This window comes from Acinetobacter sp. YH12063 (genome assembly GCF_013419715.1).
Classification (GTDB): domain Bacteria; phylum Pseudomonadota; class Gammaproteobacteria; order Pseudomonadales; family Moraxellaceae; genus Acinetobacter; species Acinetobacter amyesii.
Genome location: NZ_VOZO01000007.1, coordinates 163,426 through 189,521, shown reverse-complemented (window position 1 = coordinate 189,521; position 26,096 = coordinate 163,426). Strand labels below are relative to the sequence as shown.

Genomic DNA, 26,096 nt, shown 5'->3' with positions numbered 1-26,096 from the left:
ATCGGGCAGTTAATTTAAACCTGCTGACTATTCACCGTCGGTGCGATCAACATTGCAGTTGTTGGTTTTTCAACAGGTTTTGATTTTACTGGATTAATGATGAAATTCATGCCTAAAACAAACAAGGTAATGCCTAAGACTTTACGAATCACTTTTTCTGGTAAACGTGAGCTGATCAAAGTTCCGACAACAATCGCTGGAATAGAACCAACCAATAACCAACCCAATAAATGAAAATCGACATTACCTGAGCTCATATGACCCAAGCCTGCAACCAGTGTAAGAAGCACGGCATGTACGACGTCAGAGCCGATAATACGAATCATCGGTAAGTTCGGGAACATAAGCACCAAAGCCATAATACCGAAGGCACCTGCACCAACAGACGATAGGGTAACGAATACGCCTAAAATAATCCCCATGATGATGATATATGCACGCTTATTTTTAGCTTGGAAATTGATACGTTCAAGATCCGCACTCATATCATCCAACTGATCAGTTTTTCGAAATTTATTAAAGAATTTTTCGATATGACCACGGAAAATAATTGAGATCCCAGTAATCGTCAGCATAAAACCCAAAAACATGGTTAATACCGTTTTGTAATGTGTCGATTGGCTCAGATAGTTTTCCAGTACCCAATGGGTCGCAAAAGACGCAGGGATACTGCCGACTGCAAGCCAAATAACAATGGTCCATACAATATTCATTTTACGTGCATGAACTAAAGAACCACAAAATTTTGAAATTGCGGCATATAGTAGGTCTGTGCCGATCGCAATATGGGGTTCAATTTTATACAGGCTGATCAGGATCGGGGTCATCAATGAACCACCGCCAACGCCGGTAATACCTACGCAGAAACCTACAATTACACCTGCCAGAATGAACTCTAAAGGACCGACCATCGCTGAATGCCAAATATCAAAAAACGTGCATATCTTATGACTAATTGATATAAGTCGTTGTCTCGATTAGTGATTTGCTTGTGAAAAAAATAGATAAAGAGTGGTTTTAATTTGGAAAATAATGGATTTTAAATAAGCTAAGTTATTGATTGTAGTTTTTGCAAGTGGTTGATAGCTCAAATGGAGATTATGCTGCAGTGAAATCATGTATTTAGAATATAAGGTGATGACTATCTGAAATGCATCTCTAATACCAAAAAACGCACCGTAGGTTTATTTTCCTAGTCTTTAATTAGTTATTTATCGATATATGCGACTGTGAACTTAAAGTCCATTCCTGCAAAATCTATACTCCTTAAAAAGATAAGGTTTCGCCATTATTCGAATATGGGTAGAAGGACACTAACTAGACATTTTAACCATGCGACAGGGCTACCAATTGTCACATGGTTAAATAATGAAAGACTGCGATATGCGGCTGAATTGCTCGAAGTGACGGATTACTCAATTGATAAAATTGCGGAAGCCTCTGGTTTTAATACCGCAGTGCTATTTCGTAAAATGTTTAAGAATAAATACGGCACAAATCCGAACCATTGGCGGAAAAATTTTAATCAGAAGCTAAGTAGCAGTGATGAATATTTCTAAGATGGTGAATTAAAGACGTGCAGCTTTTTTTAGGAAATCTATTAACTTTGCGAAGGACTCGTATAGAATCTATAGCTAAAGAAAATTGAGTTAAAAGGACAGACTTTTGCAAAATCGGAAACTTAAAATTGGCATCGTGGTTGGGGAAGTATCGGGGGATACATTAGGCGCCAAGCTTATCCGTAGTTTTCGAGAGCAAGGGATTGATGCGGAATTTGAAGGCATTGGTGGTCCGCAAATGATTGCAGAAGGCTTTAACAGCTATTATCCGATGGATATTTTATCGGTGATGGGGATTGTTGAAGTCTTAAAAGATATTAAAAAACTCTTTGCTGTACGTGATGGTCTGGTTGAAAAATGGACTGAAAACCCTGTCGATGTTTTTGTAGGGATAGATGCACCGGATTTTAATTTGCGTTTATCTAAGAGCTTAAAGCAAAAACAGCTACCAATTAAAACAGTGCAATATGTCAGCCCTTCAGTGTGGGCATGGCGACAAGGCCGTGTACATGGCATCAAGGCGAGTATCGATTTAGTCCTTTGTTTATTTCCTTTCGAAAAAGCGTTTTTCCAAAAATGGCAAGTTCCGGCTGCATTTGTCGGACACCCATTGGCAAGTCAGTTGCCTTTAGATAATCCACTCGTTGCGGCTAAACACGAGTTAGGCTTAGATGAGCATCAAAAACACATTGCATTACTTCCGGGCAGCCGTCGCGGGGAAATTGAGCGCTTAGGGCCTTTGGTACTGTCCGCCGCACAGATTTTGACGGAGCAGCATCCAGACTATGTGTTCCTGATTCCTGCAATTAATGATGCACGTAAACAGCAAATCGAATTGTTGCTTAAGCAGTACCCTGAAGCATTACAAACCAAAGTTCGTTTGATGGAAAACACGGATACTGAATCTAAAGTTGGCCGTCAGGTGATGAACGCTTCGAATATTGTTGCTTTGGCTTCGGGTACAGCGACTTTAGAAGCGATGCTTTTACACCGTCCAATGGTGACCTTTTATAAGTTAAATTGGCTGACCTACCATGTGGTGAAATTGCTGATCAAAATTCCGTATTATTCATTGCCAAATATTATTGCGGGCAAAAAGGTGATTCAGGAACTTATTCAACATGATGCAACACCTGAAAAATTAGCAGCAGAAATTGAAAGCTTGATGGATGTTGAAAAATCGCAAATTCAAGTGATGCAGCACATTACCATGCATAAACAACTGCTTTCAGGTAACAGTGAAAACCCTGTGGAAGCGATTTTAAAGCTTTTAGATTAAACCTTTAAGGTGACTCAGTTTTTGAGAGCTGATGCTGCTGTCGATACTGGCTCGGTGTTAGATCATAAAACTTTTTAAAGGTTTGGCTAAATGCCGTTTCAGATGAGTAACCGATACGATGGGCAATTTGCTGAATAGTCAGTTGCCCCATTTGTAAGTGCTGTGTCGCCAGTCGCAAACGATGTTGCTGCAAATAGGCGAGTGGAGATTCACCGAGCATTTGAGTGAATAAACTGGCAAATTTAGAACGTGACATGCAACATTGTTCTGCCAAGCTTTCGACGGTCCAAGCATGCTGTGGTCGTTCATGAATCGCTGCCAAAGCGTTGGATAATTCAGGATGACTCAAGGCATGCAACCAACTGCTTGAATCTGACAAGGCTGCAATATAATCACGCACACATTCGATAAATAAAATACTCACCAAATGATCCAAAATTTTGTCACGGCCTGGACGGATCTGATGCGCTTCAACGGCCAGAAAATGTAAGCCAATTTGCAACCATTCCGGTGCGGTACTGCTCATGATGTGTGGTGTGTGTAATAGCGTGGGGAGTGCATTCACTAAAGGCTTTGCCATAATGCTGTCGACATGTCCACGGATCGCGAGTACAAATAATTCTTCTGCTTCATGAGATTCGGCATAATTTAATTCAATGGTTTTATTTCGTTGCTCTTGAAACAGTGGCGTGATGTTTATTGATTCGACCAAGACATCAGACTGTATAGATTTGCAGTGATGATTTTGCCCTGAGGGAATAAGGCAAAGATCGCCGGCTTCAAGTAAGACCTGCTCTTGATCAATATGCACAACACACTGACCTTGAATCACTACATACGCAACCATGGCGTTAAGATCTTGAAAATGAAAAGCCCAAGGATGCTTTGATCTCAAATAAATGTATTCAGATCGGTGGAGATGAATATCATCAAAAATTTTACTTAAAGCATCCATATTTCAAATATTTACTCATATTAATTTTCTATTTATAGATGGTCACTATGTGTTTAAAGGTCAACATTTATCCTTAAATGCCAAAGACGATCGCATAGTTTTTTTGGACGCTTAAAACTGTTCTGGCTGCCCATATTTTACGAATATAAACACAGAAGAAGTAAATAGGGAAGTCTAGCGCATGAATGCACCAGTAAAATTAAATGAACAGCAGCTCGCTCAGTTAGAAAGCAAAATCGGTAGTGTTATAGATAAAAAACGTTATGGTTGGCTATTGAGTCCAGGTTTACCAGTCATTGGTATGGGGATCTTGGCGGGTTATCATTTTGGTCCAAAACCGACAAAAAAACTATTTGCCATGGGTGGGCCGCTTCTACTGCATGTCATTATTCCTGCACTGGATGCACTGATCGGTGATGATGCCAATAACCCGACAGATGATGACATTAAAGTTTTAGTGAATGATCCTTATTATGATCGTATCGTCAAATTATTTATCCCACTGCAAATGGCAGCGAATGCTTTTGCTGGCTATGTGGTTACCCGTAAAGATGTTTCAATATTAGATCAAGTTCTACTTGGGATTTCGATGGGTGCCATCAATGGTGTTGGCGTAAATACAGCTCATGAACTCTGCCATCGACCACATAAAAAAGACCACTACTGGGCACATGCGACGCTCGCGCCTTTGGGCTATAGCCATTTCCGCATTGAACATCCTTATGGGCACCATAAACGTGCGGCAACGCCTGAAGATCCTGCATCTTCAAAAATGGGTGAAACCTTTTATGAGTTTTGGCCACGCACGGTATTTGGTGGAATTAAATCGGCGGTGCAGATTGAGAAACAACGCTTAAAACGTAAAGGTTTAAGTTTCTTTTCGAAGGACAATGAACTGTTTCATGGTTGGGCGATGAGTGCAGGTTTTCATGCCGCGATGCTGAAAATGTTTGGTAAAGGCGTGACACCGTATTTAGTTACACAGGCCTTTTATGGAATCAGCCTTTTTGAAATTATTAATTATATTGAACATTATGGCCTGAAGCGTGAGCAAAAAGCGGATGGAAGTTATGCGCGAACCATGCCTGAACATAGTTGGAATAACAATAATATTGTGACCAATCTATTTTTGTATCAATTACAGCGACATTCAGACCATCATGCGTATCCGACTCGTCCATTTCAGGCTTTAAGACATTTTGACGAAGCGCCAGAGTTGCCTAGCGGCTATGCCACTATGCTAATTCCTGCTTTAGTACCCTCTATTTGGTTTAAGATGATGGATAAACGTGTCTATGATCACTATCAAGGTGATTTAACTAAAGCCAATATTCATCCTAAACGTCGTGCAAGACTTTTTAAAAAGTTTGCAGTTTCAGACGTTTAAATCGAATACCTGATGAGAAGTGTCCCAAGATTGTTTGCTTGGGATTTTTTTATTGTGCGTATTATTAACTGAAGTTACGCAGTAACATCAGAAGCGCACGTTGATTCAAATAAAAGAACGATACACGGTAACATCATCCGCAACTGTTTGAGACAGGACTAATTGTAATCAAAAATGTTTCTGCGATACTTTGAATAATTTGACGCTAGTGAAAGAGTTTTGTCTGTGAGGTGCATTCACCGCAAGATGGTTTCCTTGCGAAGCTTCGCTTCTCATTTTGCCAAATGAGAAACAACGTTTCGTAAGAGTATCTCCAGCCGAAGGCTAATACCTTTATTCAATCCTTAGATGTAAGACTCTGTCGCATAGGCTTAAAAATCATTTTTAAAATGCGAAATTAATTCTACGTGCGTAACACCATTTAAGATCCCAAATTTTCTGTTTAAAACTTAGTCATTTCTTAAGACCACCAATAGCGCAAAATGTGGAAAAAAATCGGTGCTGAAAAGCAGATGGAATCAATTCGGTCGAGCATGCCACCATGGCCTTGGATGAGCTGTCCCCAATCTTTTACACCACGATCGCGTTTAATGGCTGACATGACAAGTCCACCAAAGAAACCAAATATACAAACAATAAAACCAATACATGCAGCCTGTAGATAGCTGAAGGGTGTAAGCCATGACATAGCAACGCCTAATGCAGTGGCTAAAGCAATGCCTCCGATTAATCCTTCTACGGTCTTAGATGGTGAAAGTATCGGTGCGACTTTGTGTTTTCCAAATAGCTTGCCACAGACATATTGCAAGACATCGGAGGCTTGTACCACCATGATCAGCCAGATCGCTAGCCAAATTCTTTCACCTTCAAATCCGGGAAGTTTAAGATTTAATAGCGCAGGCACATGCGAAATACAGAATACGCTGACCATCAGTCCCCATTGAATTTTTGAACTGCGTTCTAAAAATCGCGTGGTATCTTCGGCTTTGAGTGTAGCGATAGGGATAAGAAGAAATACATACAGTGGAATAAAAATAGAATATAGCCCATACCAATCGATATACACCAAGTAATACTGGTAAGGAATGACAAAATAAAAAGCGATCAGCAAAGGAAGATAATCACCGCGACGGGTTGGGAGCAAGCTGATAAATTCACGTAAAGCAAAGAGTGAAATCAACGCAAACAGGATCACAAAGGCAATTTTGCCTAATGAAATTGCTACACCAAGTACCAACAACATGACCCACCATGCATTGATCCGCGCATTTAAATTGTCGATGACCGGTGCAGGTGCATAACCCGCTTTAAATTTTAGTATTGAGCCAATGGTTGAGGCAATAATCAAAATAATCGCAAAGATACCAAACAATACATAAGTCATTTGCGCATTGGTGAATTCCATTATTGATACTCCAATGCTTTTAATTTGAGTAATTCTTCCTGAGCGTAGTTTAAAAACGCGGATTTACTCTGTTCATTATGAACTTCTAAAGGCTTACCAAAAATAACGGTAGATAATAATGGCAATGGTATAAGCGCGCCTTTAGGCATGACACGTTTTAAATTTGAGATCCATACCGGTACGATTTCAACATCTGGAAATTGATTTTTGAGATGAAATAAGCCGCTTTTAAACTCTAATAATTCAACGTCATCATTTAAATTTCGAGTACCTTCAGGAAAGAAAATAATCGAGTCACCTTGCGCTAATACGATTTTGATCGGTTCTAAGGGATCTTGATTTTGCTCTCGATTTCGCTGAATAGTGACACCAGTAAACGTGTCTTGAATGAGAAAACGTCGAAAGCCATCTTTTAGCCAATAATCCGAAGCCGCTACAGGACGCGTATTCCGTCTGAGATCTGTCGGTAGTGATGACCAAAGCAAAATAAAGTCGATATGGCTATTATGATTTGCATAATAAATACGCTGCTTCATTACAGGTTTACACCCGACCCATAGACTCCGCGCGCCCGTGAGCAGCCGCGCACCACGACGAGTGAGAAAGGCAATATAGCGAGCAATTGAACGGCTTAAAAAATTACCTTTCATTGGTGAGTGAGCATTCCTTGAAGTGTCTAATGGAGTTGGCATAGCTTCAAATTATTGTGAATTATTTATACAGTAAAAATATGCAGAGGAATGCGATGTATTGCAAGCAAAGCACAAAGATCTGCCATTTAAATAAAGCCAGACAACCTAATTCACGCAGCTCCCATGCGCGACCACATTTATTTGCAGGCATTAATTTTAAGTTGATTAAACTTAAGTCCAGCTCCTTGGTGGTTTGTTCAAGGTTTTGAGTTTGGCTGTATTCAGCGACAGTGGCTAAAAGTGCCGAATCAAATTTGATTCTCAGGCTTAAATAATGTTGTATTCCGAGCAAAACTAGACAAATTAATAAATATAGCAAATCGAATAGCATCACATTACCAAACTGGATAATGAGCCAGAGCGTGAGGATCGCTGCCACATAAGCTGAAATGAGCAATCCAGTGGTGGATTGTAACAACTTTGATAGCACCACAAGTTGTAAATTCATGGTGCAAGTCCTTTAAGTTTCAAACGATAAGTATTTAAATGTTTTATTTGAGGTGCTTTTAGCACGACCCAAGGACGGTTATGGCGAATAATCCGTAAAACATCTTCGACTGAATATTCCGGATGTTGTTTCAATAATAATGCGGCAACTACAGCACTACTTCGTGAATATCCCAAAGCACAGAAGACCAAGATGTTTTGTGCTTCATCATTGTTATTAGATTTCAAGAGTAGTTCTAAAGAATCTACAGCATTATGCAGCTGATTGGCCTGTAAAGGAATCAGGTCTAAACTCAAGTTTTGGGCATAAGAGCACTTTGGATAAGTGGGCAATTCTGCGCAACAATCGAGTAAAGCATCATATTGTTGCATGACCTGTTTGGACGGATAGCGACCTAAATAAATATAACTCTGATTGATTTTGATGATTTTAGAATCTTCAGGATGGCGATAGGTCCAGATTCGGCTATTGATCCAAGCAAATACAAAGTAAGGCGCAAACAATATTTTTGCAGCAATGGTCATATCACCATGACTGAGTTTTTGAAAAAAATGCGGTCGATTGAATAAATATGCAAACGAAACTAAAAGCAGACTGCTTGCAGGATAGAGCAGCCAAAGCCACCAACCTTTTGCATGTGCGATTGCGCTACACAATAAGGCAGCAAACAGATAAAGGATGCCGATTTTAATGTGCTTTAAGCTTAGACGACTTTGTTTATTTTGAACCCATGGCGCAGAGCCAGCCATCGGGAATAGCCATAAACATAAGGCACCGACCAATAAACCTGTTGGAATATCTATAAAATGGTGCTGCCAAGTGCTTAGAACCGAGAGACCGATCAAAAAGGACCAACCATCTACCAGATATTTTAGTTTGCCTGTGCTATGCCGACGGAAAAAATCCCAAAGAATCACCAGTAGCACAATATGCAGAGAGGGTGCTTGATTAAACGGTTTATCAAAGCCCATCAAGACATCAAACCACAACCCGAAAAAACCTGTGAGTTCGGGGCGTTCAAAGCTAAAGCGTAATGGGAAAAGTAAAAAGCAGCTGATTGAAATGATTTGTGCTGAGAATAGTCGCAATACATGTTGTTTTAATTCAAACTTATTCCAACAAAGCAATAAAGACAAACCATAGAACAGATCAATCGACCAATAAGGCACAATACTCCATGGCCAAAGTGGAATATATTTTTCCCATTCAAAGACGATAACAGGTACGGAAGCTAAGCCCGCAGCGTATTGATTGGCAAAACCATAACTTAAGAAGAAAAAAGGTGCCAGAAATGCCAAACACAGTAGGCCGTATTTCCAAGTTCCTGTTTCCGGATCCAGTTTATGCATAAGATTGACCGTCCGAGCTTAAATTTTTTGTGCAACGGAAACGGTGAAAATACCAAACTCATCAATAACTTGATCGATTTTCTTGAATCCTGCTTGCTCAACCAAGGCATCCATCTCGGCTTGTGAGCGTAAACGCATGACCCACGCATCTCCTTGGCGATGTGAGGTCAGGGCACGGGCGATAAACTCTTGTTGCGGATGCCAAATTTGACCTGTGTAGATAAGATAACCATCTTTCTCAATGGCCTGACTCAAGCCTGATAAGGACTGTCTAAGTAAATCATTATCACTAAATAATTCGTATAAACCTGAGACCACGGCTAGAGTAGGTTTAGGTTCAACACTGGCTAGTGATGTGGTATCAAATGCATCCGCTTCTACAAACTTGGCAATCTGGCTTAAACCTCTTTGCTCAATCATTGCTTGACCCGCTTGTACATTGATTGAACTGTAGTCTCTGAGCAGAATAGATTCAGGCTGCTCAGGCAGTTTTTGTACAGCATCTAAAATATATCGGCCATGGCCTGCTGCAATATCCATAATCCGTACCGCGTGTTGGGCATCATTTAACTTAGAAGCATATTTCGTTAATAGCGCTTCAATATTTTGTTTTCTAACGCGAATACCACGCCAACCAATTGCATTTAAATATTGTCGATCGATGATTTTACCCAGTGCGTTTTGGCTTTCTGATTGATCTCTGCAGACAAAATCTAAGGTGCTGCCAGAGTCATATCCTGTCTCTTCACCAATTTTTAAGCCCTTGGAAAAGAGACTACCAATTTTAAGATTTTGTTTGGTTAAGCTCCAAAATGCATGTTTTAAAGAGTGTTTTGGAAGCGTTGAACTTAAGGTTTCTGCAACAGCACAGCTCGGGCCAATTTTATCGGCATCTAAAAGTTTAGGTGCGGAATAGGGTTGTTTAAAACATTGTTGAATAAAGCGATGGATTTTATCTGTGGCGATTTTGCGATGTTTTTCACCCAAAGTATCATGATAAAAACCGTCTAAGACGTGAAATTCCTTCATTGGATGAGGGAGTTTTTGATAAAACGCCAATTGCGGTTTTTGATGCACCACGAAGTCAGATCCTGAACATAAAACCTGTGTAGGAACGAAAATATTTTGTGCATCTTTAACGATTCGATCTGAGGCTGCATATAGACCCAGCAGCATACGGACCGATATGGCCCGAGCGATCTGCGGGTCAGTGTCATAACTTTGCGCACGTGCAGTATCGTGCGTCAACATTTTGGCTTTGACATAACTATTGATAAAAAAGTTGCCGGCGAATTTGTTGAGGAGTGTTAAGCCGGGTTTTGCAAAAGGCACATAGAGTTTGATGTCAAATGCAGGCGAGGCAAGGCATAAAGCACGAATTTTAGGGGCATAATCATGCACCCATGTCGCGGCTAAAACAGCGCCAACGCTTTGAGCTACAATTGCTATATTTTCTGATCGAATTTGGTAATTTTGTTCTATATGCTGAACAAAATATTGAATGTCTTGAACGCATGCAGAAAAGCTCGGTGCATCTCCTCGTTCACCAGGAGTATTACCGTGACCTCGCGCATCCCAAGCGAAAAAATCAAAATCAGGCAAATTCAACTCATTGACCAAATGCGCCATTCGTCCCGAATGTTCATGGCCACGATGAAATAAGATCACCGCTTTTTTCTTACGGTTGCTTTTTAAACTGCTATTTTCCCAATGTTGATAAAACAAGGATGTTCCATCATGGCTCGTAAAGGTATGCTGAGTATTGTTATACATTGTGTTGTTCTCAAAATAATGAATCGACTGACGATCTAAACTGAAATTTATTGTGGGTTGATAATGCTATTTTTAATGCGGTTATAAATCGTGATAAATAATAAAAAGATGATAATAATCAAAATACTGTTGCAAATAAGAGACAATGTATTTAAACCGAAGTTAAATATAGAAGAAGCCACGATCACGATACAGATGATGCTAAATACAAAAGCACGGTCACTTTTTCCCATTGGACCATCGTAGCGACGTTCTTGACCCACTAATGGCGCCATCACACCTGTATATTCAGCAAGTATGGCGAGAAAACATGTTAAAATCAGCAGTTCAGCTTGAATAAAAGCAAAACAAATTAAACTAAAATAGAGTGCTGAGTCAGAAATCACATCACATAATTCATTATAAAAAGCACCGAGTTTGGATTGTTGGTTGAACTCACGTGCCAGCATGCCATCTATGGCATTGAATCCCATACGAATAAGCATCCATACAGGGAAAATCAACAGTAAAATACCAATACCGTTGTGAGAGAAATAAATATAAATGAAAAATGCCACAGCAAGCGAAATGAACATTGCCAGTAGTGTTACTTGATTTGCTGTAATACCAAGATGATGAAGTGATTTAACCAAAGGTCGAAGCAGGTTTTGAAATGCAGGTTTAAGTTGGTAGATTGAAGGCATATTATTGTTATAGCGGTATGATTTGCATGAATTTTATACGCTTGATGCTTATTTTAACAAGAATTTGAATGTTAAAGATTGTCACAGGGCTGACGATTCGCCTGTATAACGCATTAAATTTTCTTGTGTGGTGCTTGCGACTAATTTTCCATCTTGCCACATTTGCCCATGAGTAAGCCCACGTGATTGGGAGGTTCGGGTGGTATTCATGTCATAGAAAACCCAATCATCTACCCGAACGGCATGATGAAAATACATCGAATGATCAAGGCTGGTTGCGATGAGCTCAGGAGACAGATAATTTAAACCATGTGTTTTGAGCGCCGCAGAATATAAATTGTAGTCTGAATAGTATGCTGCAATGGCCTGATGTATATGAAGTTGGTCAAATTGTGCATCTAAAGCATCATGGAGTTTTAAATATTCAGCATACTGATTTTGATTTAAGACAGAAGCTTGATCGGACGGTGGCAAATCTGTCAGCACGTATTCAATTGGTTTAGATATAAGCTGAAAAGGCTGTAAAAATGTGGATAGATATTCAGGTGAAATAGATGATTGGATTTGCGATTTATAGAATTGCTCCTCTTTGAGCATACTTGGTGGAAACTGTTGGATCAGATCTGGTTCAGGTATTTGATACTCTATACCCGTTTCGTTATTCATATAGGACAACATCACCATATATATTGGTTTGCCATGCTGTATGGCGGTCACTTGTCGTGTAGAAAAACTAGGGCTATCACGTAAATTTTCGACTTTAAATAAGACGGGCTGATTTGCATGACCCGCAGAAATAAAGTTGGCATGTAAAGAGTGAAGTGGGAGTGTGCAGGTATAGGATGCACTGACTATGCTCTGAGCAAGTAATTGCCCACCAAAAATATAGTCACCAAACAGAGGTTTGCTCTGTGCCAAAAAGTAGCCCTGATCTTTGGGCACTACAGTTAATAATTGGATGAGGTCTTGAGTCAGCGTTGTCATATTTTTTAAAATTTTTGCTTTGTTTAAATGTATTCAACTCAAACTTATTGCACAAGTCGTGTTCATGAAAAATATAAAAGTCTTCGCCGGTCTTTCGAGAATAGGCTTATAATCGAGTTTTCCTAGTTGTCCGAATGGAATGACGAAAAAGCAATGACACCTGCATGTAAACTCTTAAAATCTAATAAAATCGACTTTACACTTCATGAATATGATCATGACCCAGAAGCAAAAAGTTTTGGTTTAGAAGCTGCGGAAAAACTTGGTTTAACCGCCGAAGAAGTGTTTAAAACCTTGATGGTTACGGACGATAAAAATTACTTTGTTGCCGTATTGCCAGTGGAATATCAGCTGAATTTGAAAAAAGTGGCCACAGCATTTGGCTGTAAAAAACTAAAAATGGCAGACCCAAAAGATGCAGAGCGTTTAACCGGTTATTTGGTTGGTGGTATTAGTCCAGTTGGACAGAAAAAACGCTTAAAAACTGTGATCGATGTTTCTGCACAGAACTTAGCTAAAATCTATGTGAGTGGCGGTAAGCGTGGTTTGGATATTGGTTTAAAACCCGAAGATTTAGCAAAAGTTTTGGGCGCAAACTTTGCTGATGTGATTGATGTTTAAATGCTGTTTTTGACTACTTAAATTTAAGTGAATTTAGAGGGAATACCTTCCACTTCAAAATCTATAAAATAACAAAAGCCGCATTGAGCGGCTTTTTGCTTGATGACGCATCAAGTGTCACAGATTTATTGGACATGATGCAGCTTTTTATATTGGATATACAGAGTACTAAATTTAGGATCGTAGGCTAAATATGATTATTAGTAGGTAGATTTATGGTGCTACTTGAGTTGATATGAGAAATACCGAGCGCGCAGAAATTGATGCCAAATTTGATGTGAAATGCGGGTTGTCAGCTTTGCATGTATATATGTTGATAATGTTGTAAACCAACCATGGGTTGGTTTTTTTTTGCATTACATTTGGGATTTGTAATTATCTAAAATAGATTTTCTACCATCAGGAATTGTTTCTATTTCATAGAGCGACTCATATATTTCTTTGTCTTCTGGAGATTTTTTTGAGTCCACAAGCTTCTTTAATTTAGATTTATATTCTGTTTTACCTGCATGGAATAAGCTCGCATAGTAAGCCCATTCTGTTTGGTCGTAATAGGGATCATTTTTGGGCATATTATCTAACTGTTTTTTATATAAATTAGCATTGTATAAATAACAGTCTTCAATATTCTTTTTTGGTTTGTTTAAAACTTCAATGAGTAAACATTGAAAATTTTTCATATTGGTTGTTTCTTTTTTTTCTAAAATTGTATTTGTAATAGCAAAGGCTTCTTCATAATTGCCAAGACGCATATTGATGTTTAGTAAAAGGTTATTTCGTTCATTCTCTGAGTTAATTTTAGAAATTTTAGGTAGAATTTTTTTGAGCTTTTGACTGGTTTTTTGAGGGTCCAAATCACTTTGAGATTGAATTAGTATCTGATTATATTCATTGATGATTTCTTTACTTTCTGGAGAAAGCTCAGCATCAGCTCTAGTTGCTGAACTTTGTGAAAGGGGGGCTGTTTCACTTGAATTACCACAAGCTGAAAGTGGAAGGATTGATAGTAATAATGGAAATATTATTTGTTTCATTAGTTTACACGCTTAGCTGCTGAATTTAGTTTAAAAGTATATTTCTTATATGGAGGAATAGGGGTTACGTATCCCACACTATCTGCTGGTTTCACTGTGTATCCTAGTGTTAATTCAACCTCAACGAGTTGTAAGTTTGGCTCTGGTAACGTGATATTGCAACTTCCAAGTGGTGCTTTCTTTTTATCTGTATCCCAAATTCCTTTTCCAACTGTTAATTTAGTTGTGGTCAAAAGCTTTCCTTCACGGCTTACTTTTACACTACCATAAGGTAGAACCTTTCCACTTTCAGATAGCGGAAAAGCATTTATTGAGACACTGATAAATAAATTTTTGTCATTTAAAACGTAATTTAAAAAATAACTGACAGCGCCTGATAGAACTTGGACACCTTCATCAAAGGGTTGAATAACGGCTTTATGACTAATAAAGATATCTGTAGAATTTTGAGGAATATAATAATTTATATATTTTTCTCTTTCAGTGCTAAAGCTGTTAGTTAAATTATTGGAATTTTGAGATGTTGATGCAAATGAGTTTGAACTCTTTGATCCTGACATGTCACCAGATGTTTTCCCAACTAAATTTTGACTAGGTAGAAATGTAGCACCACAGGTAGTTTTATCTCCTGCAACTATCATGGCCTTGCCATTAATAACAACAAGGTTATTGCTTGCAATTGCTGTAACTATTGTTTTGCATTTAGGACAGAAGTGTTTCATGCCCTGAAGATGTGAGGCTTTTCCTTGGATAACAAAAGTATTATCTACTTCGGTTACAATTCCGCCATGAGTAGTTTTATCGCCAATTGTTATTACGGCTTGCATTATGTATGACTCGTTTTTATATCGAAATTAAGAAATAGAAAGTGAATGTTATCTGTTAGATTTAGTTTGTTCTTTTTGGTTTTTGTAAAATTTCGATAAGAGTTGATCTTATGCATGGTATGTCCAATAGGGCACTAAGTGATACTCATTCGTTAAGTTCAAAAAGCACGCCCCAAAAGTGGATTTTTTGTACAAAATATTCGGTATATTAATATTAAGCTAGCAACCAATGTTGCGGATCAGTTTAGCAAGGAAACTTGTGACACTCCCGACTTTTGAAGCGTTGCACATTAGAGCTCACAGAAATGTGGGCTTTTTTTGTTATTTCCGTTTTAGCTTTGAATAACGAAAATCCATGAAGTTGCAGAAGCAAAATTTAGTAAAACTTCATGTTTAGAGGCTCATTCATTAATAGTGCTTAATTATATTTAAATGTAAAAATACCTATAAAAAATAGGTATTTAAAATCCGACTAAAACAGTTGTATTTTAATTTAAAAGCTGTAATTTGAAAGAGCGATCTAATAAAGAGACAACAAAATGCCTTATTCAAATACTAAAGCGATTATTGAGCAAATCTATAATTTTGTATTAGAAAAACATGGTTTAGCGTCTAAAAGTCGATTTATGCAGTTATCGATTTTCTTTAAAGAATTACATGAAGGGGATGAGTCAAAATTTACCGCAGATAGGTCTTTTTATTACAAAGGAATATTTAACAACAGAGAAAAAAGTGTATTTGCGAATGCTGCGCCAGACTTTTTTGATAAGCACAAGTTTTTGGATTGGGTTGTTAAATCAATTGATTGATTTCACCCCAATCGTTTGAGTACATATTCATCATTCATGCTGTATAGCCAGTCTGAATAGAAGATATGGATCAGAAATCAGTAGGTGTTTGTTATGAAATACATGCTTATAGTCAATAAAGATGCATGATCAGTATGATGCCAGTAAAGTCTTCAATGATTAAAATTTAACTGCACATTTCGTTCTTTGATTTAAATAAAAGCTTGGTTCAAAGCAGAATATAAAAACCCATGTAAAAGACATGGGTTTTTAGTTTAAGTTGCACAATGTGATGATTTGGCTAAAAAATAAGCAATTCGATTCATTTGTTCTATGCTAAATGAGAAAATTATCATTTAGTTCCATTTCAGAAAATTGTATAAATAAAAACAGAAAAGTTCATATCAAAAAAATTAATTTTTAAATACATAGAGATAAGACCAAATTTGCAATCCTGTAGCAAATCTTCACAAAAATGCAATTATTAACAATAATGATTATCATTAACATAGTTTCACGCTGGCCAGCGTACTAAGCATGACTTGCACAGTTAAAGAAACATAATTACATGACAAAGCTTGGAAAAGCTTAAAAATAGAGGATATGGTCAGATGAAAGAGCTTGCTAATCGCTTGGCGATGCAGCATCTTGTCAATGCATACTCACAAGAAACCGGTAAAGGTATTTTGCTGGAAAAGTATCAACAGAATTCATCACAATTGACGTTTAGCCAAGGCTTGACGTTGTTATGCATCCCTTTAGATTGCATTCAATCACAGTTATTTGTACCACTATCTTATGTCAGCCTTGTTGGTAGACATCGTCTTGCAGATCTCCCATACGTTTTTAATAAAGGACAGAAACTGTCATTTAGTATCACCGCGATCGCGAGTTTATTGCTTGAACAGCTCGTACAAGAGTCAGGTCATACACTGGATGCTTCATCATTATTAGAGCGTTGGATCGAAAGTCGTGAAGCGCTTACACAATTTTTGACACTACGTGAACATGATTTAGAGGCCTTGGTCCAAGCGGAACAAAGTTTCATTGAATCAGAACAGGCCTTAATTTTAGGGCACAGCATGCATCCTGCACCGAAAAGTCGGGTTGGTTTTGTGCATGAAGATTGGGAAAGGTATTCGCCAGAAGCCAAAGGTCTCAGCCAACTGCATTATTGGTTGGTTGCTCCAGAATATATTCAAGAAGGTTCAGCTTTAGATCAAACTGTATCAACGCAATTGAAAAGCGAATTGCAATGGCATTTATCAGAAACAGATCAAGCACTGCTCAATGCCTATTCGCATTATAAGTTATTGCCTTTGCATCCTTGGCAAGCACGTTATTTACAGTCAAAAGCATGGTTTAAAAGTTTAAAAACCAAATTAAAAATTATCGATTTTGGCGAGAAAGCTTGGTCATTTTCCCCAACAACTTCGGTACGGACTATGGCAAGTTTTGCAGCGCCGTGGATGTTAAAACCATCACTATCTGTAATGATCACCAATTCAATCCGAGTCAATCTTGCCAAAGAATGCCACCGTGGTGAAATGACCCATCGACTTTGGCATTCAAGTCTTGGTGAACGTATTTTAAAACAATGCCCAACGCTCAAAGCGGTGAATGATCCTGCATGGATGGCATTGAGCATAGATGATGAAATAGTCGATGAAACTATTTGCATCTTCCGTGATCAGCCTTTTAGTGAAAAGCAGCAGGTGAGTTGTATTGCATCATTGTGTCAAGATCATCCTGCACAGCCGATAAGCCGTTTTAATGCACTATTCGAACAAATCGCAAAACAACAACCTGAACTTGATCAAAGCGCCATTGCGATCAATTGGTTTAAACAATTCTTAGCTATCAGTCTAAAACCACTGATGTATTTGTATCACCGATACGGAATGGCTTTTGAATCACATCAGCAAAATGTCTTACTTGAGCTTGAAAATGCAATGCCTAAATATCTATGGCTGCGTGACAATCAAGGCTTTTACTATATTGAAGAACTTGCAGGTGATGTCTTAAGCGCGTTTCCAGAGTTGCAAGAAAAAGCGCATGCCGTGGGTTCCAAAGCCTTTGTCGATGAGCGCTTTAGCTATTATTTCTTTGGTAATACTTTATTCGGCATTATCAACGCAATTGGTGCAACTGGATATGTCAAAGAGCAAGTGCTGATATCGATATTGCAAAATGAACTGTTGGACTTATATCAGGCTTATCCAGAAAGTTCATTGATTCATTCATTACTTTATCAGCCGACCTTGCCGTATAAGGGTAATCTGTTGACGCGCTTGTATGAGCTGGATGAATTGATTGCCCCAGTCGATCAGCAATCGGTTTATGTACAGTTGCCAAATCCTTTATGTGTGGAACAGAAGGATGTGCAATATGCTTGATTTTATTGGGATAGGCTTAGGGCCATTTAACCTCAGTTTGGCGAGTTTGCTACATAAGCAAAATCATTTGCAGTATCAATTTTTTGAAAAGAAACCACAGTTCGACTGGCATGCGGGTATGCAATTGCCCAATACGGTATTGCAAGTGCCGTTCATGGCCGATCTGGTTTCCATGGTTGATCCAACCAGTCCTTTTAGTTTTTTAAACTATTTAAAGGCACAGCAGCGTTTATATAAATTCTATTTTTTAGAACAAGCTCAGATTCCTAGACGTGAATATAATCATTATTGTCAGTGGGTTGCAGACCAACTAGAGCATATTCAATATCAATCAACCGTAAAAGCCATTTATGCCCAAGAGCAAGGCTTTGAAGTCATGGTTGAGCAAGATGGACGTTTTAGACGTTATCAATGCCGAAATTTGGTCATTGGTTCGGGTAATGTTCCGCATTTACCACAGTGTCTAAAAGACATACAACAGCAATATCCGGAGCGCTGCTTACATTCTGCAAATTATTGCAATGCAGCGTTAAATCACTTGAAAGGGAATGTGGTTGTACTGGGATCAGGCCAGTCTTCGGCAGAAGTCTTTATGGGTCTGTTTGATCGTCAATATATTCAGGATCAGACCACAACAGCGCAGTTTAAGTTGCATTGGCTGACCCGTTCTAATGGGTTTTTCCCGATGGAATATGCACCACTTGGATTGGAGCATTTTAGTCCGGATTATACCGCGCATTTTTATCAACTGAGCCCAGAAAATAAAGCCGAACTATTGAAGCAACAAGGCCTGTTATATAAGGGCATCAGTGCAAAAACCATTCGTGATATTTACCAAAAACTATATCACCGGAGCATTGGTCAAAATATTCAACAGACGCATTTACATGCTCAGGTGGGTTTGGTCGCTGCCGAGCCGCATGGCGCGGGCATCCGTTTGCAGTTTCAGCACAAAGTCACAGCAGAACAATTCTATCTAGATGCAGACTTTGTTGTGGCTTCAACGGGATATCACAGTCCAGAGTGGCAATATCTCAAATATCTAAAACCGCTGATTCAGTGTGATGAATTCGGTCGTTGGAAAATCAGTCAGGACTACCGAGTACAGCATGACGCTGTTGGTGAAATTTTTGTTCAAAATCAGGAAATGCACAGTCACGGTGTAGGAACACCAGACTTAGGGCTTGGAGCCCACCGTGCAGCGGTCATTGCCAATCAATTATTGGGTTTTAACTTATACGATTTAGGTGATCAAGCGCAAAGTTTCCAACATTTTTCACCCAGTGAAAATGCTGAAATGCACAGTATGGGCATTGTGAAGAAATCAGCGCAAACCAATATCCAAAGACCATTTTCCGTTAAAAAAACCATTGCCAACTATGCAATGAACCGCAATACGACCATGCCGAATAAGCAAGAACAGAATACGGTTAAACTCGAGAAATTATAATGACATTTGCAAAATTAAAGATAAATCAAACGCAGTGGCGCCGTGCAGGACAAAGACTGATTGAAATGGCGATTGCTGAGTTTTTATATGAAGAAATTATTCAGATTCAGCCAGTGGAAAATAACACTTGGCAACTCAAACTGGATGATAAAACGTATCAATTTGAAGCGACTCAGTTTCTGCTTGGGCATTGGCGTATTGTTGAAGGGAGCGTTCGAGAGTTAAGTGAATCGACAACAGAGCCCGCATGGAATCTGCATGAATTTATTCGTGCTTTTTCAAATCAAGCTGAGGTGAAACCATTTACCAAGGCATATTTGATTAAAGAAATGAACAATACATGGTTAGCAGAAGCCCATGTTTTTGATGAACAGCGATTGCTGAGTCATGCTGTCTTGTCAGCGCCACACTATCAAATTGAAGGCATGTTACGTGGACACCCATGGCTTATTATGAGTAAAGGCCGTATGGGCTTTGGCTATGATGATTATTTAAGCTCCGCACCAGAGATTTCTCCAACGGTCAAAGTCTTATGGTTAGCTGTTCATCGTGATTTAGCTGAGTTTCGTTCGACCGAGGCTTGGGATGCGAAAAGCTTATATCGCCATGAATTGAATTCTGCGCAATTACACGATTTTCAACAGCAATTGGCGGACAACGCCTTAAATGCTACTGAGTATTACTTTATTCCTGTACATGCATGGCAATGGCATCAGTGGTTAATCCCGACCTATGCCAATGAAATCGTCGATCAGCGCATTGTAGAGCTGGACATTGGACAAGATGACTATGTGCCAATGCAATCAATTCGTACTTTATGCAATACCAGTCATCCTGAACGTCATTATGTAAAGTTACCTGTCAGTATCTTTAATACGGCGGTATATCGAGGTTTGCCTTCAAAACGAAATTTAGCTGCACCTGCGGTGACCGCTTGGCTGAAGGACATTCAACATCATGATGTAGACCTGCAAAAAACACAGGTAGCATTTTTGGGTGAAGTTGCAAGTTTAACTTTGCAACAGCCATGTTTTGATCAGATAGACGGTGCGCCTTACCAATTTAAAGAATTGTTTGGTTGTTTATGGCGTGAAAGTGTCGAGCCATGTATTGGTGAACACCAGTTAGCACTTTCCCAAGCAGCATTGTTGCATCGAGACATAAATGGTCGGTCTATTTTATCCGTGTTGATTGAGGCTTCAGGTTTGACCCCTTTGCAATGGCTGAAACGTTTTGCTGAAGTTTGTGTAACACCGCTACTGATTTGTTTATACAAATATGGTTTGGCTTTTTCTCCCCACGGTGAAAACACCATGTTGATCCATGAAAATGGCTTACCGAAAAAAATGGTGCTGAAGGACTTTATTGATGATGTCAATTTAGTTGATGAAGATTTTCCTGAACTCGAAAATTTACCAACTGAAGGGCAAATTTTACTGCGTCATCCTGCTGAAGAACTTAGTCACTTTATCTTTACAGGTTTGTTCATGGTGCATTACCGTTATATCTGTAATGTCTTCCTTGAAGATTATCCAGAGCATACAGAACTTGAGTTTTGGCAAACCATCTCCAGCGTGATCGACGAATTTCATCAAGCACATCCTGAATTGGCAGATCGTATTGAAAAATTCAGCATGTTCCGTCCACGTTTCGAGAAAATTTGTCTGAACCGAGTTCGACTGTTTACCACAAGTTATAACGACGAAGCAGAACGACCAGTACCTGTATTTTTAGATCCTATTGCAAACCCTGTGAGTCCAAGCACTTTAAATCAGTGGGCGAAACAACAGCATACCGCCGAACAGAAAACGACAACTAATCGTATTGCGTCATAAACAGATTTTTGAGCTAAGAACAGAAAAGATTAAACAAATTTAAAGGACGACATCATGACAACGTTATCACGACAACTACCTGATTTTTATGAATACCATGAGAATGAGACGCAATACTACTTACGACAAATGCAATATCCAGAAGATATGGCTTTGGTTCATAAATGGATGCATGAACCGCATGTGATTCCACAATGGCAGCTCAATAAGTCAGAAACTGAACTAAAAGTGTATTACGAAAAAATGCTGGCGGATGATCATCACCGAATTTTGATTGTAGGAGTCAATGGTGAAGATGTGGGCTACACAGAGATTTACGAGGGAAAACGGGATCGTTTAGGTTTGTACTACGACGGTGATGAGCTGGATCTAGGTTGGCATTTGTTATTTGGTGAAAAGTCCGTTTTTGGTAAAGGCTATTTACGTCCTGTCATGCGTTTATTGAGTTTTTATATCTTTGAAAATGCCGCATCAGCCAAGATTGTGGGAGAGCCTGATCATAGTGTGAAGCCTTATGCCGTCGTGGTTGAAGACATGTGCTATGAAGCACAGCGCCTAATCCCAATGCCTGAAAAGACCGCCATGTTGTATTACTGCTTTAGAGAAACATTTTATTCAAAATTTGGTCATTACTTAAACGACTCCAAGGCATTTCAGCATCAGCAACTAGCTAAGGCGGTGTCATGAGTTATCGCTGCACCCACATGCACATACTGGACATGCGCTTTTCAGCGCATGTTTCAGTGGAAGAGTTTGAACAATGGTTGACTCAAGTTGAGCGCTTTTTTCTGAAAAGTCAGCCCTTTGTTTTGGTTATGCAAACGGCTGAGGGAACGACTTTTCCTGAAGAATATCGGCAAATACAGGCCGTTTGGTACAAGAAGTTTAAACATCTCTTTTTTCAATATTGTTTGGGTTTGGTGCGTATTGCGCAAGATCCAGATGACTTCAAACGTTTAAATACACCCGCGCTGCATGCAGCGTGGCGTGTGCCTTATTACGTTTCATTAGAACAGTCTGATGCGCTGCAATGGGCAGTGCAGAGGTGGATATGCAACAACACTCAAGAAAATTAAATCATGCAATTTCACCATCTCAAATTTCAGTCCTGAGTTTGAGCGTCGTGATTATTTTGTACTTAGCACATGCATTGCCTTTGTATTTTTACAATGTGGCTTTGCCTGCCATTTTACGACATCAAGGGGTAGATTTACGCTGGATCGGCATGTTATCGCTGCTTTACATTCCATGGGCATTCAAGTTTTTTTGGGCGCCTTGGATCGATCAGCTCTATCTCAAAAAACTCGGTAAACGTAAAACATGGCTATTATTCACGCAAATCGCATTGGTACTGGGGGTATTGGTTTTAGCCTTTACGCAGTTTTCTTATGGGCTGACTTTATTTGTCATTGTTGGTTTATGGATTTCAACGTTTGCAGCAACGCAAGATATTGCGATTGATGGTTATACCGTAGAGAAATTTACTGAAGGCAATTACCGTCTGGGCAGTATGGCACAGAGTATTGGGGTGGCCGTCGGTAGCATGCTAGGTGGCGCTGCAACTTTATGGATTTACCAATATTGGGGTTGGCAGTCAGCGCTCACAACTTTAGCGCTGCTGACATTTTTAACCATGTTTGCTGTGTTTTTTATTCAAGAAGAACCACAAACTCAAATTGCCAAAGCCAAACCAAGCCTACGACAAGCGTTTAAACGACCTGCGATTCGTTGGGCCTTGCTGCTCATCGTTTGTTATCGCGTGGTGGAAGCACCCGCTATGGCAATGCTGAATCCCATGTTGATCGATCAAAAATGGTCACTGTCTCAGATCGGGGTGTTGATGTCTGTGGTCGGTGCCGGTGTCGGTCTGATTGCAGCTGTTAGTGCAGCTGTATTGCTGAAAAAAATCAAAGCGACGCAATTGTTGGTCTGGGCAGGATGGTTACGTACATTGCTATATGCCGTCATTGGGGCAGCCGTTGTATTGGAGTGGTTGAATCAATGGCATCTGCTTTTAGGTCTATTTGTCGTGTTGATGCTAGCCATTCGTTATATCGCCATGACATCACTCTATGCCTATTTCATGCAGACCAGTTCTAAAGAACAGGCAGGTACCGATTTCACCATATTAGTTTGCTTTGAATTGCTCGTTTACTTTATTGGCGGCGCATTTTCAGGCTTTCTCGCAAAATCATTAGGCTATGGACATTTTTACTTGGTACTGGCAATCGGCTCCGCGATCAGTGTCTTAATTAGTCAATGCATTGTTTTAAAAACACAAAATTTAAAAACTCAAACACTTCCGACTCAATCGGAACTCTAAGAAATGGAAAAGAATATGAAACGTTTAGCTCTACCGATGCAAATGACTTGTCTCAGCCTTGCAATTTGTACTCAGCTTTATGCGCAAGACGTCACATCAGACACAGCACAAAATGCTGCGGTCGAAACGCAAACTGCAGAAGCTACTAAAATGGCACCGATTGTTGTGACGGCAACTCGTTCTGCGAAAAGCATTGCCGATATTGCGGGTACGGTATACAGCATTCCCAAAGAAGAAATTGAAAAACAAGCCAATGCTGGTAAAAGCACAGCTGATATTGTTGGTTTATTGGTGCCATCACTGACTCCTTCAAGTGGTACAACGTCTAACTATGGGATGACCATGCGTGGACGTGTGGTGCAATACATGATTGATGGTGTGCCGCAAACGGGATATCGTGATGGATCTCGACAACTGGCGAGTATTAGCCCGTCGATGATTGAACGAATTGAAGTGGTCTCTGGCGCAAGTAGTATTTATGGTTCAGGTGCGACAGGCGGTATTATCAATATCATTACCAAACGTGGTGGATCTGAGCCGCTGAGTTTTGAAACGAAAGTCGGTATTACTTCTGGTAATAACTTTAAGTCTGATGCTCTGGCTTATGAAGCTGCACAAACCATGAACTTTAATCAAGGCAATTTACGCGGAACTTTAGGTGCAAGCTATACCAAACGTGGTGAAATACAAGATAGTCATGGCAACCGTATTGGACCTGAAATTGCGCAAACAGACCGTCAAGATACCGACACTTTAGATCTAAATGGTCGTGTCAGTTGGAAAATTGCTGATGGTCAAACGCTGAGTTTCGGTGCGCAATATTATAATGATGAACAAGATAGTGACTATGGCCCTGACTATGGTCCAAATTTAAATGCGCTGCGCTCGCAGCCCGTGGGTGGAAAGCTGCCGTTGTCATTAAATGCGGTAAAAGGCTTACAACTCGCTGAACAACCACAAACTGAACGTTATAGCGTCAATGCGCAATATGAAAATCAAGATATTTTAGGACATCGTCTAAACGCTGAAACATATTATCGAAATGAAAAGGCACGTTGGTTCCCATCTGCACGTCAAATGGCACCTGAACTCTTCTTGGTGTATCAGTCAGAAACCGATATTGATGTGTTAGGCGCACGTGTTGCTCTACAAAAAGATCTTAACTTAAATGGTCGTGAACTGGGGCTAACCTATGGTGTGGATTATGAAAATGAAAAAGATCAACAAAATATCCAAATGTATGACAGCGCAACGTTTATTCAAAGTAATGGTTTGAGTTATCAGCCGTTTAACTACTATGCCTTTGGCCCAGATGTTGAAACAGAAAAACTTGGCGTATTTGCCCAAGCGCAATATGAATTAACCGACCAACTTGGCTTACAAGCTGGCATTCGCCATGAACGTGTAGAAAGCGATGTCGATTCATCTGTGCCTTATATGGAAGCCATTACTGCAGATTTAACCCCAGGCTATGTGGCGAAAACACTGAATGGCGGCAATGTAAAACATGATGCAACGCTGTTTAATGTTGGCGCGGTGTATCACTTAACTGATGCACAGCAAGTGTTTGCCAATTTCTCACAAGGTTCAAACTTGCCCGATGTGCAACGTATGCTGCGTGATGTGCCAGCAAATTCTGTGATTAATAGCCAAACCATTGACCCGATTAAAGTCAATAACTATGAACTCGGTTGGCGTGTACAAAATGCCGGTGGTTTAAATGCAGGAGTGACAGCTTTTTATAATGACTCAGATAAAAGCCTGAAATTTGGTGCGCCGAATTACACCATTGATGTTATTGATACCGATGAGCGTATCTATGGTGTCGAAGCCAATGCCAGTTATCAAGTTCAACCAAATTGGACGGTTGGGGGCACAGTTGCATATACCACGGGCCAATTTAAAAATACCCAAGGTGACTGGCAAGAGTTGGATGCTATTCGTGTAGCACCTTTAAAAGGAACAGCATTTTCAGAATGGCAATTTGATAATGACATGAGCCTACGTGTTCAAGCTTTAGCGATTGGCGGTACAGACAAAGCCCAAAAAGACGCTGTGAAATATGGATCTGCTCCAGCAGCGGCAATTAAAGGCTTTGCAACGATGGACGTGATTGCCAATGCAAAAGTAGGACCGGGTAATGTGGGCTTTGGTGTCTACAACGTGTGGAATACGGATTATAAATCGGTATACAGCCAGTCGGTTGAAACTGTCTATGGCCCAATTTCTAGCCTAGCTGCTCAAGGTCGTACCTACGGTTTAAGTTATACGGTGAAATACTAATTTAACTCCTGAATCGGGTTTAAAG

At 39.6% G+C, this 26,096-nt stretch carries 23 protein-coding genes; 12 read left to right on the top strand and 11 right to left on the bottom strand.

Annotated elements, in window-relative coordinates; translation table 11 throughout:
• Nucleotides 1-14: 14 nt before the first annotated feature.
• Complete coding sequence (locus FTU12_RS10005; RefSeq protein ID WP_078193863.1) at nt 15-911, bottom strand: sulfite exporter TauE/SafE family protein; 897 nt, start codon at nt 909-911, stop codon at nt 15-17.
• A 387-nt stretch (nt 912-1,298) separates the two neighbouring features.
• On the opposite strand from FTU12_RS10005, the gene FTU12_RS10000 reads away from it, so the two are divergent.
• A complete protein-coding gene (locus FTU12_RS10000; protein WP_180054895.1) occupies nt 1,299-1,559 on the top strand; it encodes a helix-turn-helix domain-containing protein in 261 nt (86 codons plus the stop codon).
• Between the two features lie 106 nt (nt 1,560-1,665).
• Nucleotides 1,666-2,838, top strand: a complete 1,173-nt coding sequence (lpxB, locus tag FTU12_RS09995) for a lipid-A-disaccharide synthase (protein ID WP_180114283.1) — start codon at nt 1,666-1,668, stop codon at nt 2,836-2,838.
• 4 nt (nt 2,839-2,842) lie between these two features.
• On the opposite strand, the gene FTU12_RS09990 is transcribed toward lpxB, so the two are convergent.
• Nucleotides 2,843-3,793 carry an AraC family transcriptional regulator gene (locus FTU12_RS09990; protein ID WP_180114282.1) on the bottom strand — a complete coding sequence of 317 codons (951 nt, stop codon included), beginning with the start codon at nt 3,791-3,793 and terminating at the stop codon, nt 2,843-2,845.
• A gap of 181 nt (nt 3,794-3,974) precedes the next feature.
• Here FTU12_RS09990 and FTU12_RS09985 point away from each other — a divergent pair, with 181 nt between their 5' ends.
• The gene (locus FTU12_RS09985; RefSeq protein ID WP_180114281.1) at nt 3,975-5,180 is read left to right on the top strand and encodes an alkane 1-monooxygenase; all 1,206 of its coding nucleotides are present in this window, start codon (nt 3,975-3,977) and stop codon (nt 5,178-5,180) included.
• Nucleotides 5,181-5,640: 460 nt separating this feature from the next.
• Here FTU12_RS09985 and FTU12_RS09980 read toward each other — a convergent pair whose 3' ends face one another.
• The 7 genes from FTU12_RS09980 to FTU12_RS09950 all read right to left on the bottom strand — a co-directional run bounded on the left by FTU12_RS09980 (nt 5,641) and on the right by FTU12_RS09950 (nt 12,514).
• Nucleotides 5,641-6,585, bottom strand: a complete 945-nt coding sequence (locus tag FTU12_RS09980; RefSeq protein ID WP_180114280.1) for a phosphatidate cytidylyltransferase — start codon at nt 6,583-6,585, stop codon at nt 5,641-5,643.
• Nucleotides 6,585-7,235 carry a 1-acyl-sn-glycerol-3-phosphate acyltransferase gene (locus FTU12_RS09975; RefSeq protein WP_180114279.1) on the bottom strand — a complete coding sequence of 217 codons (651 nt, stop codon included), beginning with the start codon at nt 7,233-7,235 and terminating at the stop codon, nt 6,585-6,587. The genes FTU12_RS09980 and FTU12_RS09975 overlap by 1 nt, the downstream gene beginning before the upstream one ends.
• Nucleotides 7,236-7,296: 61 nt before the next feature.
• The gene (locus tag FTU12_RS09970; RefSeq protein WP_180003781.1) at nt 7,297-7,725 is read right to left on the bottom strand and encodes a hypothetical protein; all 429 of its coding nucleotides are present in this window, start codon (nt 7,723-7,725) and stop codon (nt 7,297-7,299) included.
• On the bottom strand, nt 7,722-9,074 hold the full coding sequence (locus FTU12_RS09965) for a phosphatase PAP2/dual specificity phosphatase family protein (protein ID WP_180114278.1): 1,353 nt from the start codon (nt 9,072-9,074) through the stop codon (nt 7,722-7,724). The genes FTU12_RS09970 and FTU12_RS09965 overlap by 4 nt, the downstream gene beginning before the upstream one ends.
• A gap of 18 nt (nt 9,075-9,092) precedes the next feature.
• Complete coding sequence (locus tag FTU12_RS09960) at nt 9,093-10,847, bottom strand: bifunctional alpha/beta hydrolase/class I SAM-dependent methyltransferase (RefSeq protein ID WP_180114277.1); 1,755 nt, start codon at nt 10,845-10,847, stop codon at nt 9,093-9,095.
• A 47-nt stretch (nt 10,848-10,894) separates the two neighbouring features.
• Nucleotides 10,895-11,530, bottom strand: coding sequence for a CDP-alcohol phosphatidyltransferase family protein (locus FTU12_RS09955; protein WP_180114276.1), 636 nt, complete (start codon nt 11,528-11,530; stop codon nt 10,895-10,897).
• 81 nt (nt 11,531-11,611) lie between these two features.
• Nucleotides 11,612-12,514 carry an acyl-CoA thioesterase II gene (locus FTU12_RS09950; RefSeq protein WP_180114275.1) on the bottom strand — a complete coding sequence of 301 codons (903 nt, stop codon included), beginning with the start codon at nt 12,512-12,514 and terminating at the stop codon, nt 11,612-11,614.
• A 153-nt stretch (nt 12,515-12,667) separates the two neighbouring features.
• Between FTU12_RS09950 and ybaK the strand changes: the two genes are divergently transcribed.
• A complete protein-coding gene (ybaK, locus tag FTU12_RS09945) occupies nt 12,668-13,135 on the top strand; it encodes a Cys-tRNA(Pro) deacylase (protein ID WP_180114291.1) in 468 nt (155 codons plus the stop codon).
• A 356-nt stretch (nt 13,136-13,491) separates the two neighbouring features.
• Here ybaK and FTU12_RS09940 read toward each other — a convergent pair whose 3' ends face one another.
• Together FTU12_RS09940 and FTU12_RS09935 are read right to left on the bottom strand one after the other, a co-directional pair.
• Nucleotides 13,492-14,169, bottom strand: a complete 678-nt coding sequence (locus tag FTU12_RS09940; protein WP_180114274.1) for a hypothetical protein — start codon at nt 14,167-14,169, stop codon at nt 13,492-13,494.
• Nucleotides 14,169-14,996, bottom strand: coding sequence for a PAAR domain-containing protein (locus FTU12_RS09935; protein ID WP_180114273.1), 828 nt, complete (start codon nt 14,994-14,996; stop codon nt 14,169-14,171). The genes FTU12_RS09940 and FTU12_RS09935 overlap by 1 nt, the downstream gene beginning before the upstream one ends.
• A gap of 539 nt (nt 14,997-15,535) precedes the next feature.
• Here FTU12_RS09935 and FTU12_RS09930 point away from each other — a divergent pair.
• The 8 genes from FTU12_RS09930 to FTU12_RS09895 all read left to right on the top strand — a co-directional run bounded on the left by FTU12_RS09930 (nt 15,536) and on the right by FTU12_RS09895 (nt 26,071).
• Nucleotides 15,536-15,805 (top strand): hypothetical protein, encoded by a 270-nt coding sequence (locus FTU12_RS09930; protein ID WP_168378663.1) that lies wholly within the window; start codon nt 15,536-15,538, stop codon nt 15,803-15,805.
• Between the two features lie 590 nt (nt 15,806-16,395).
• A complete protein-coding gene (locus FTU12_RS09925) occupies nt 16,396-18,180 on the top strand; it encodes an IucA/IucC family siderophore biosynthesis protein (RefSeq protein WP_180114272.1) in 1,785 nt (594 codons plus the stop codon).
• The gene (locus FTU12_RS09920; RefSeq protein WP_180114271.1) at nt 18,173-19,630 is read left to right on the top strand and encodes a lysine N(6)-hydroxylase/L-ornithine N(5)-oxygenase family protein; all 1,458 of its coding nucleotides are present in this window, start codon (nt 18,173-18,175) and stop codon (nt 19,628-19,630) included. The genes FTU12_RS09925 and FTU12_RS09920 overlap by 8 nt, the downstream gene beginning before the upstream one ends.
• Nucleotides 19,630-21,465 (top strand): IucA/IucC family siderophore biosynthesis protein, encoded by a 1,836-nt coding sequence (locus FTU12_RS09915; RefSeq protein ID WP_180114270.1) that lies wholly within the window; start codon nt 19,630-19,632, stop codon nt 21,463-21,465. The genes FTU12_RS09920 and FTU12_RS09915 overlap by 1 nt, the downstream gene beginning before the upstream one ends.
• Before the next feature lie 54 nt (nt 21,466-21,519).
• Nucleotides 21,520-22,152, top strand: a complete 633-nt coding sequence (locus FTU12_RS09910; protein ID WP_168378659.1) for a GNAT family N-acetyltransferase — start codon at nt 21,520-21,522, stop codon at nt 22,150-22,152.
• Nucleotides 22,149-22,541, top strand: a complete 393-nt coding sequence (locus FTU12_RS09905; RefSeq protein ID WP_078190999.1) for a hypothetical protein — start codon at nt 22,149-22,151, stop codon at nt 22,539-22,541. Before FTU12_RS09910 ends, FTU12_RS09905 begins: the two co-directional genes overlap by 4 nt.
• Complete coding sequence (locus FTU12_RS09900; RefSeq protein ID WP_257227309.1) at nt 22,517-23,788, top strand: MFS transporter; 1,272 nt, start codon at nt 22,517-22,519, stop codon at nt 23,786-23,788. Before FTU12_RS09905 ends, FTU12_RS09900 begins: the two co-directional genes overlap by 25 nt.
• 15 nt (nt 23,789-23,803) lie before the next feature.
• The gene (locus tag FTU12_RS09895) at nt 23,804-26,071 is read left to right on the top strand and encodes a TonB-dependent receptor (RefSeq protein WP_180114268.1); all 2,268 of its coding nucleotides are present in this window, start codon (nt 23,804-23,806) and stop codon (nt 26,069-26,071) included.
• Nucleotides 26,072-26,096: the final 25 nt, after the last annotated feature.

Bases quoted from the DNA above. Each gene is read 5' to 3' on its own strand.
- FTU12_RS09965 (WP_180114278.1), bottom strand. From the start codon at position 9,074: ATGCATAAACTGGATCCGGAAACAGGAACTTGGAAATACGGCCTACTG.
- FTU12_RS09925 (WP_180114272.1), top strand. From the start codon at position 16,396: ATGAAAGAGCTTGCTAATCGCTTGGCGATGCAGCATCTTGTCAATGCA.
- FTU12_RS09970 (WP_180003781.1), bottom strand. From the start codon at position 7,725: ATGAATTTACAACTTGTGGTGCTATCAAAGTTGTTACAATCCACCACT.
- FTU12_RS09960 (WP_180114277.1), bottom strand. From the start codon at position 10,847: ATGTATAACAATACTCAGCATACCTTTACGAGCCATGATGGAACATCC.
- FTU12_RS09935 (WP_180114273.1), bottom strand. From the start codon at position 14,996: ATGCAAGCCGTAATAACAATTGGCGATAAAACTACTCATGGCGGAATT.
- ybaK (WP_180114291.1), top strand. From the start codon at position 12,668: ATGACACCTGCATGTAAACTCTTAAAATCTAATAAAATCGACTTTACA.
- FTU12_RS09950 (WP_180114275.1), bottom strand. From the start codon at position 12,514: ATGACAACGCTGACTCAAGACCTCATCCAATTATTAACTGTAGTGCCC.
- FTU12_RS09955 (WP_180114276.1), bottom strand. From the start codon at position 11,530: ATGCCTTCAATCTACCAACTTAAACCTGCATTTCAAAACCTGCTTCGA.
- FTU12_RS10000 (WP_180054895.1), top strand. From the start codon at position 1,299: ATGGGTAGAAGGACACTAACTAGACATTTTAACCATGCGACAGGGCTA.
- FTU12_RS09910 (WP_168378659.1), top strand. From the start codon at position 21,520: ATGACAACGTTATCACGACAACTACCTGATTTTTATGAATACCATGAG.
- FTU12_RS09985 (WP_180114281.1), top strand. From the start codon at position 3,975: ATGAATGCACCAGTAAAATTAAATGAACAGCAGCTCGCTCAGTTAGAA.
- FTU12_RS09915 (WP_180114270.1), top strand. From the start codon at position 19,630: ATGACATTTGCAAAATTAAAGATAAATCAAACGCAGTGGCGCCGTGCA.
- FTU12_RS09980 (WP_180114280.1), bottom strand. From the start codon at position 6,585: ATGGAATTCACCAATGCGCAAATGACTTATGTATTGTTTGGTATCTTT.
- FTU12_RS09895 (WP_180114268.1), top strand. From the start codon at position 23,804: ATGAAACGTTTAGCTCTACCGATGCAAATGACTTGTCTCAGCCTTGCA.
- FTU12_RS09990 (WP_180114282.1), bottom strand. From the start codon at position 3,793: ATGGATGCTTTAAGTAAAATTTTTGATGATATTCATCTCCACCGATCT.
- FTU12_RS09940 (WP_180114274.1), bottom strand. From the start codon at position 14,169: ATGAAACAAATAATATTTCCATTATTACTATCAATCCTTCCACTTTCA.
- FTU12_RS09900 (WP_257227309.1), top strand. From the start codon at position 22,517: ATGCAACAACACTCAAGAAAATTAAATCATGCAATTTCACCATCTCAA.
- FTU12_RS09920 (WP_180114271.1), top strand. From the start codon at position 18,173: ATGCTTGATTTTATTGGGATAGGCTTAGGGCCATTTAACCTCAGTTTG.
- FTU12_RS09905 (WP_078190999.1), top strand. From the start codon at position 22,149: ATGAGTTATCGCTGCACCCACATGCACATACTGGACATGCGCTTTTCA.
- FTU12_RS09930 (WP_168378663.1), top strand. From the start codon at position 15,536: ATGCCTTATTCAAATACTAAAGCGATTATTGAGCAAATCTATAATTTT.
- FTU12_RS10005 (WP_078193863.1), bottom strand. From the start codon at position 911: ATGGTCGGTCCTTTAGAGTTCATTCTGGCAGGTGTAATTGTAGGTTTC.
- FTU12_RS09975 (WP_180114279.1), bottom strand. From the start codon at position 7,235: ATGAAAGGTAATTTTTTAAGCCGTTCAATTGCTCGCTATATTGCCTTT.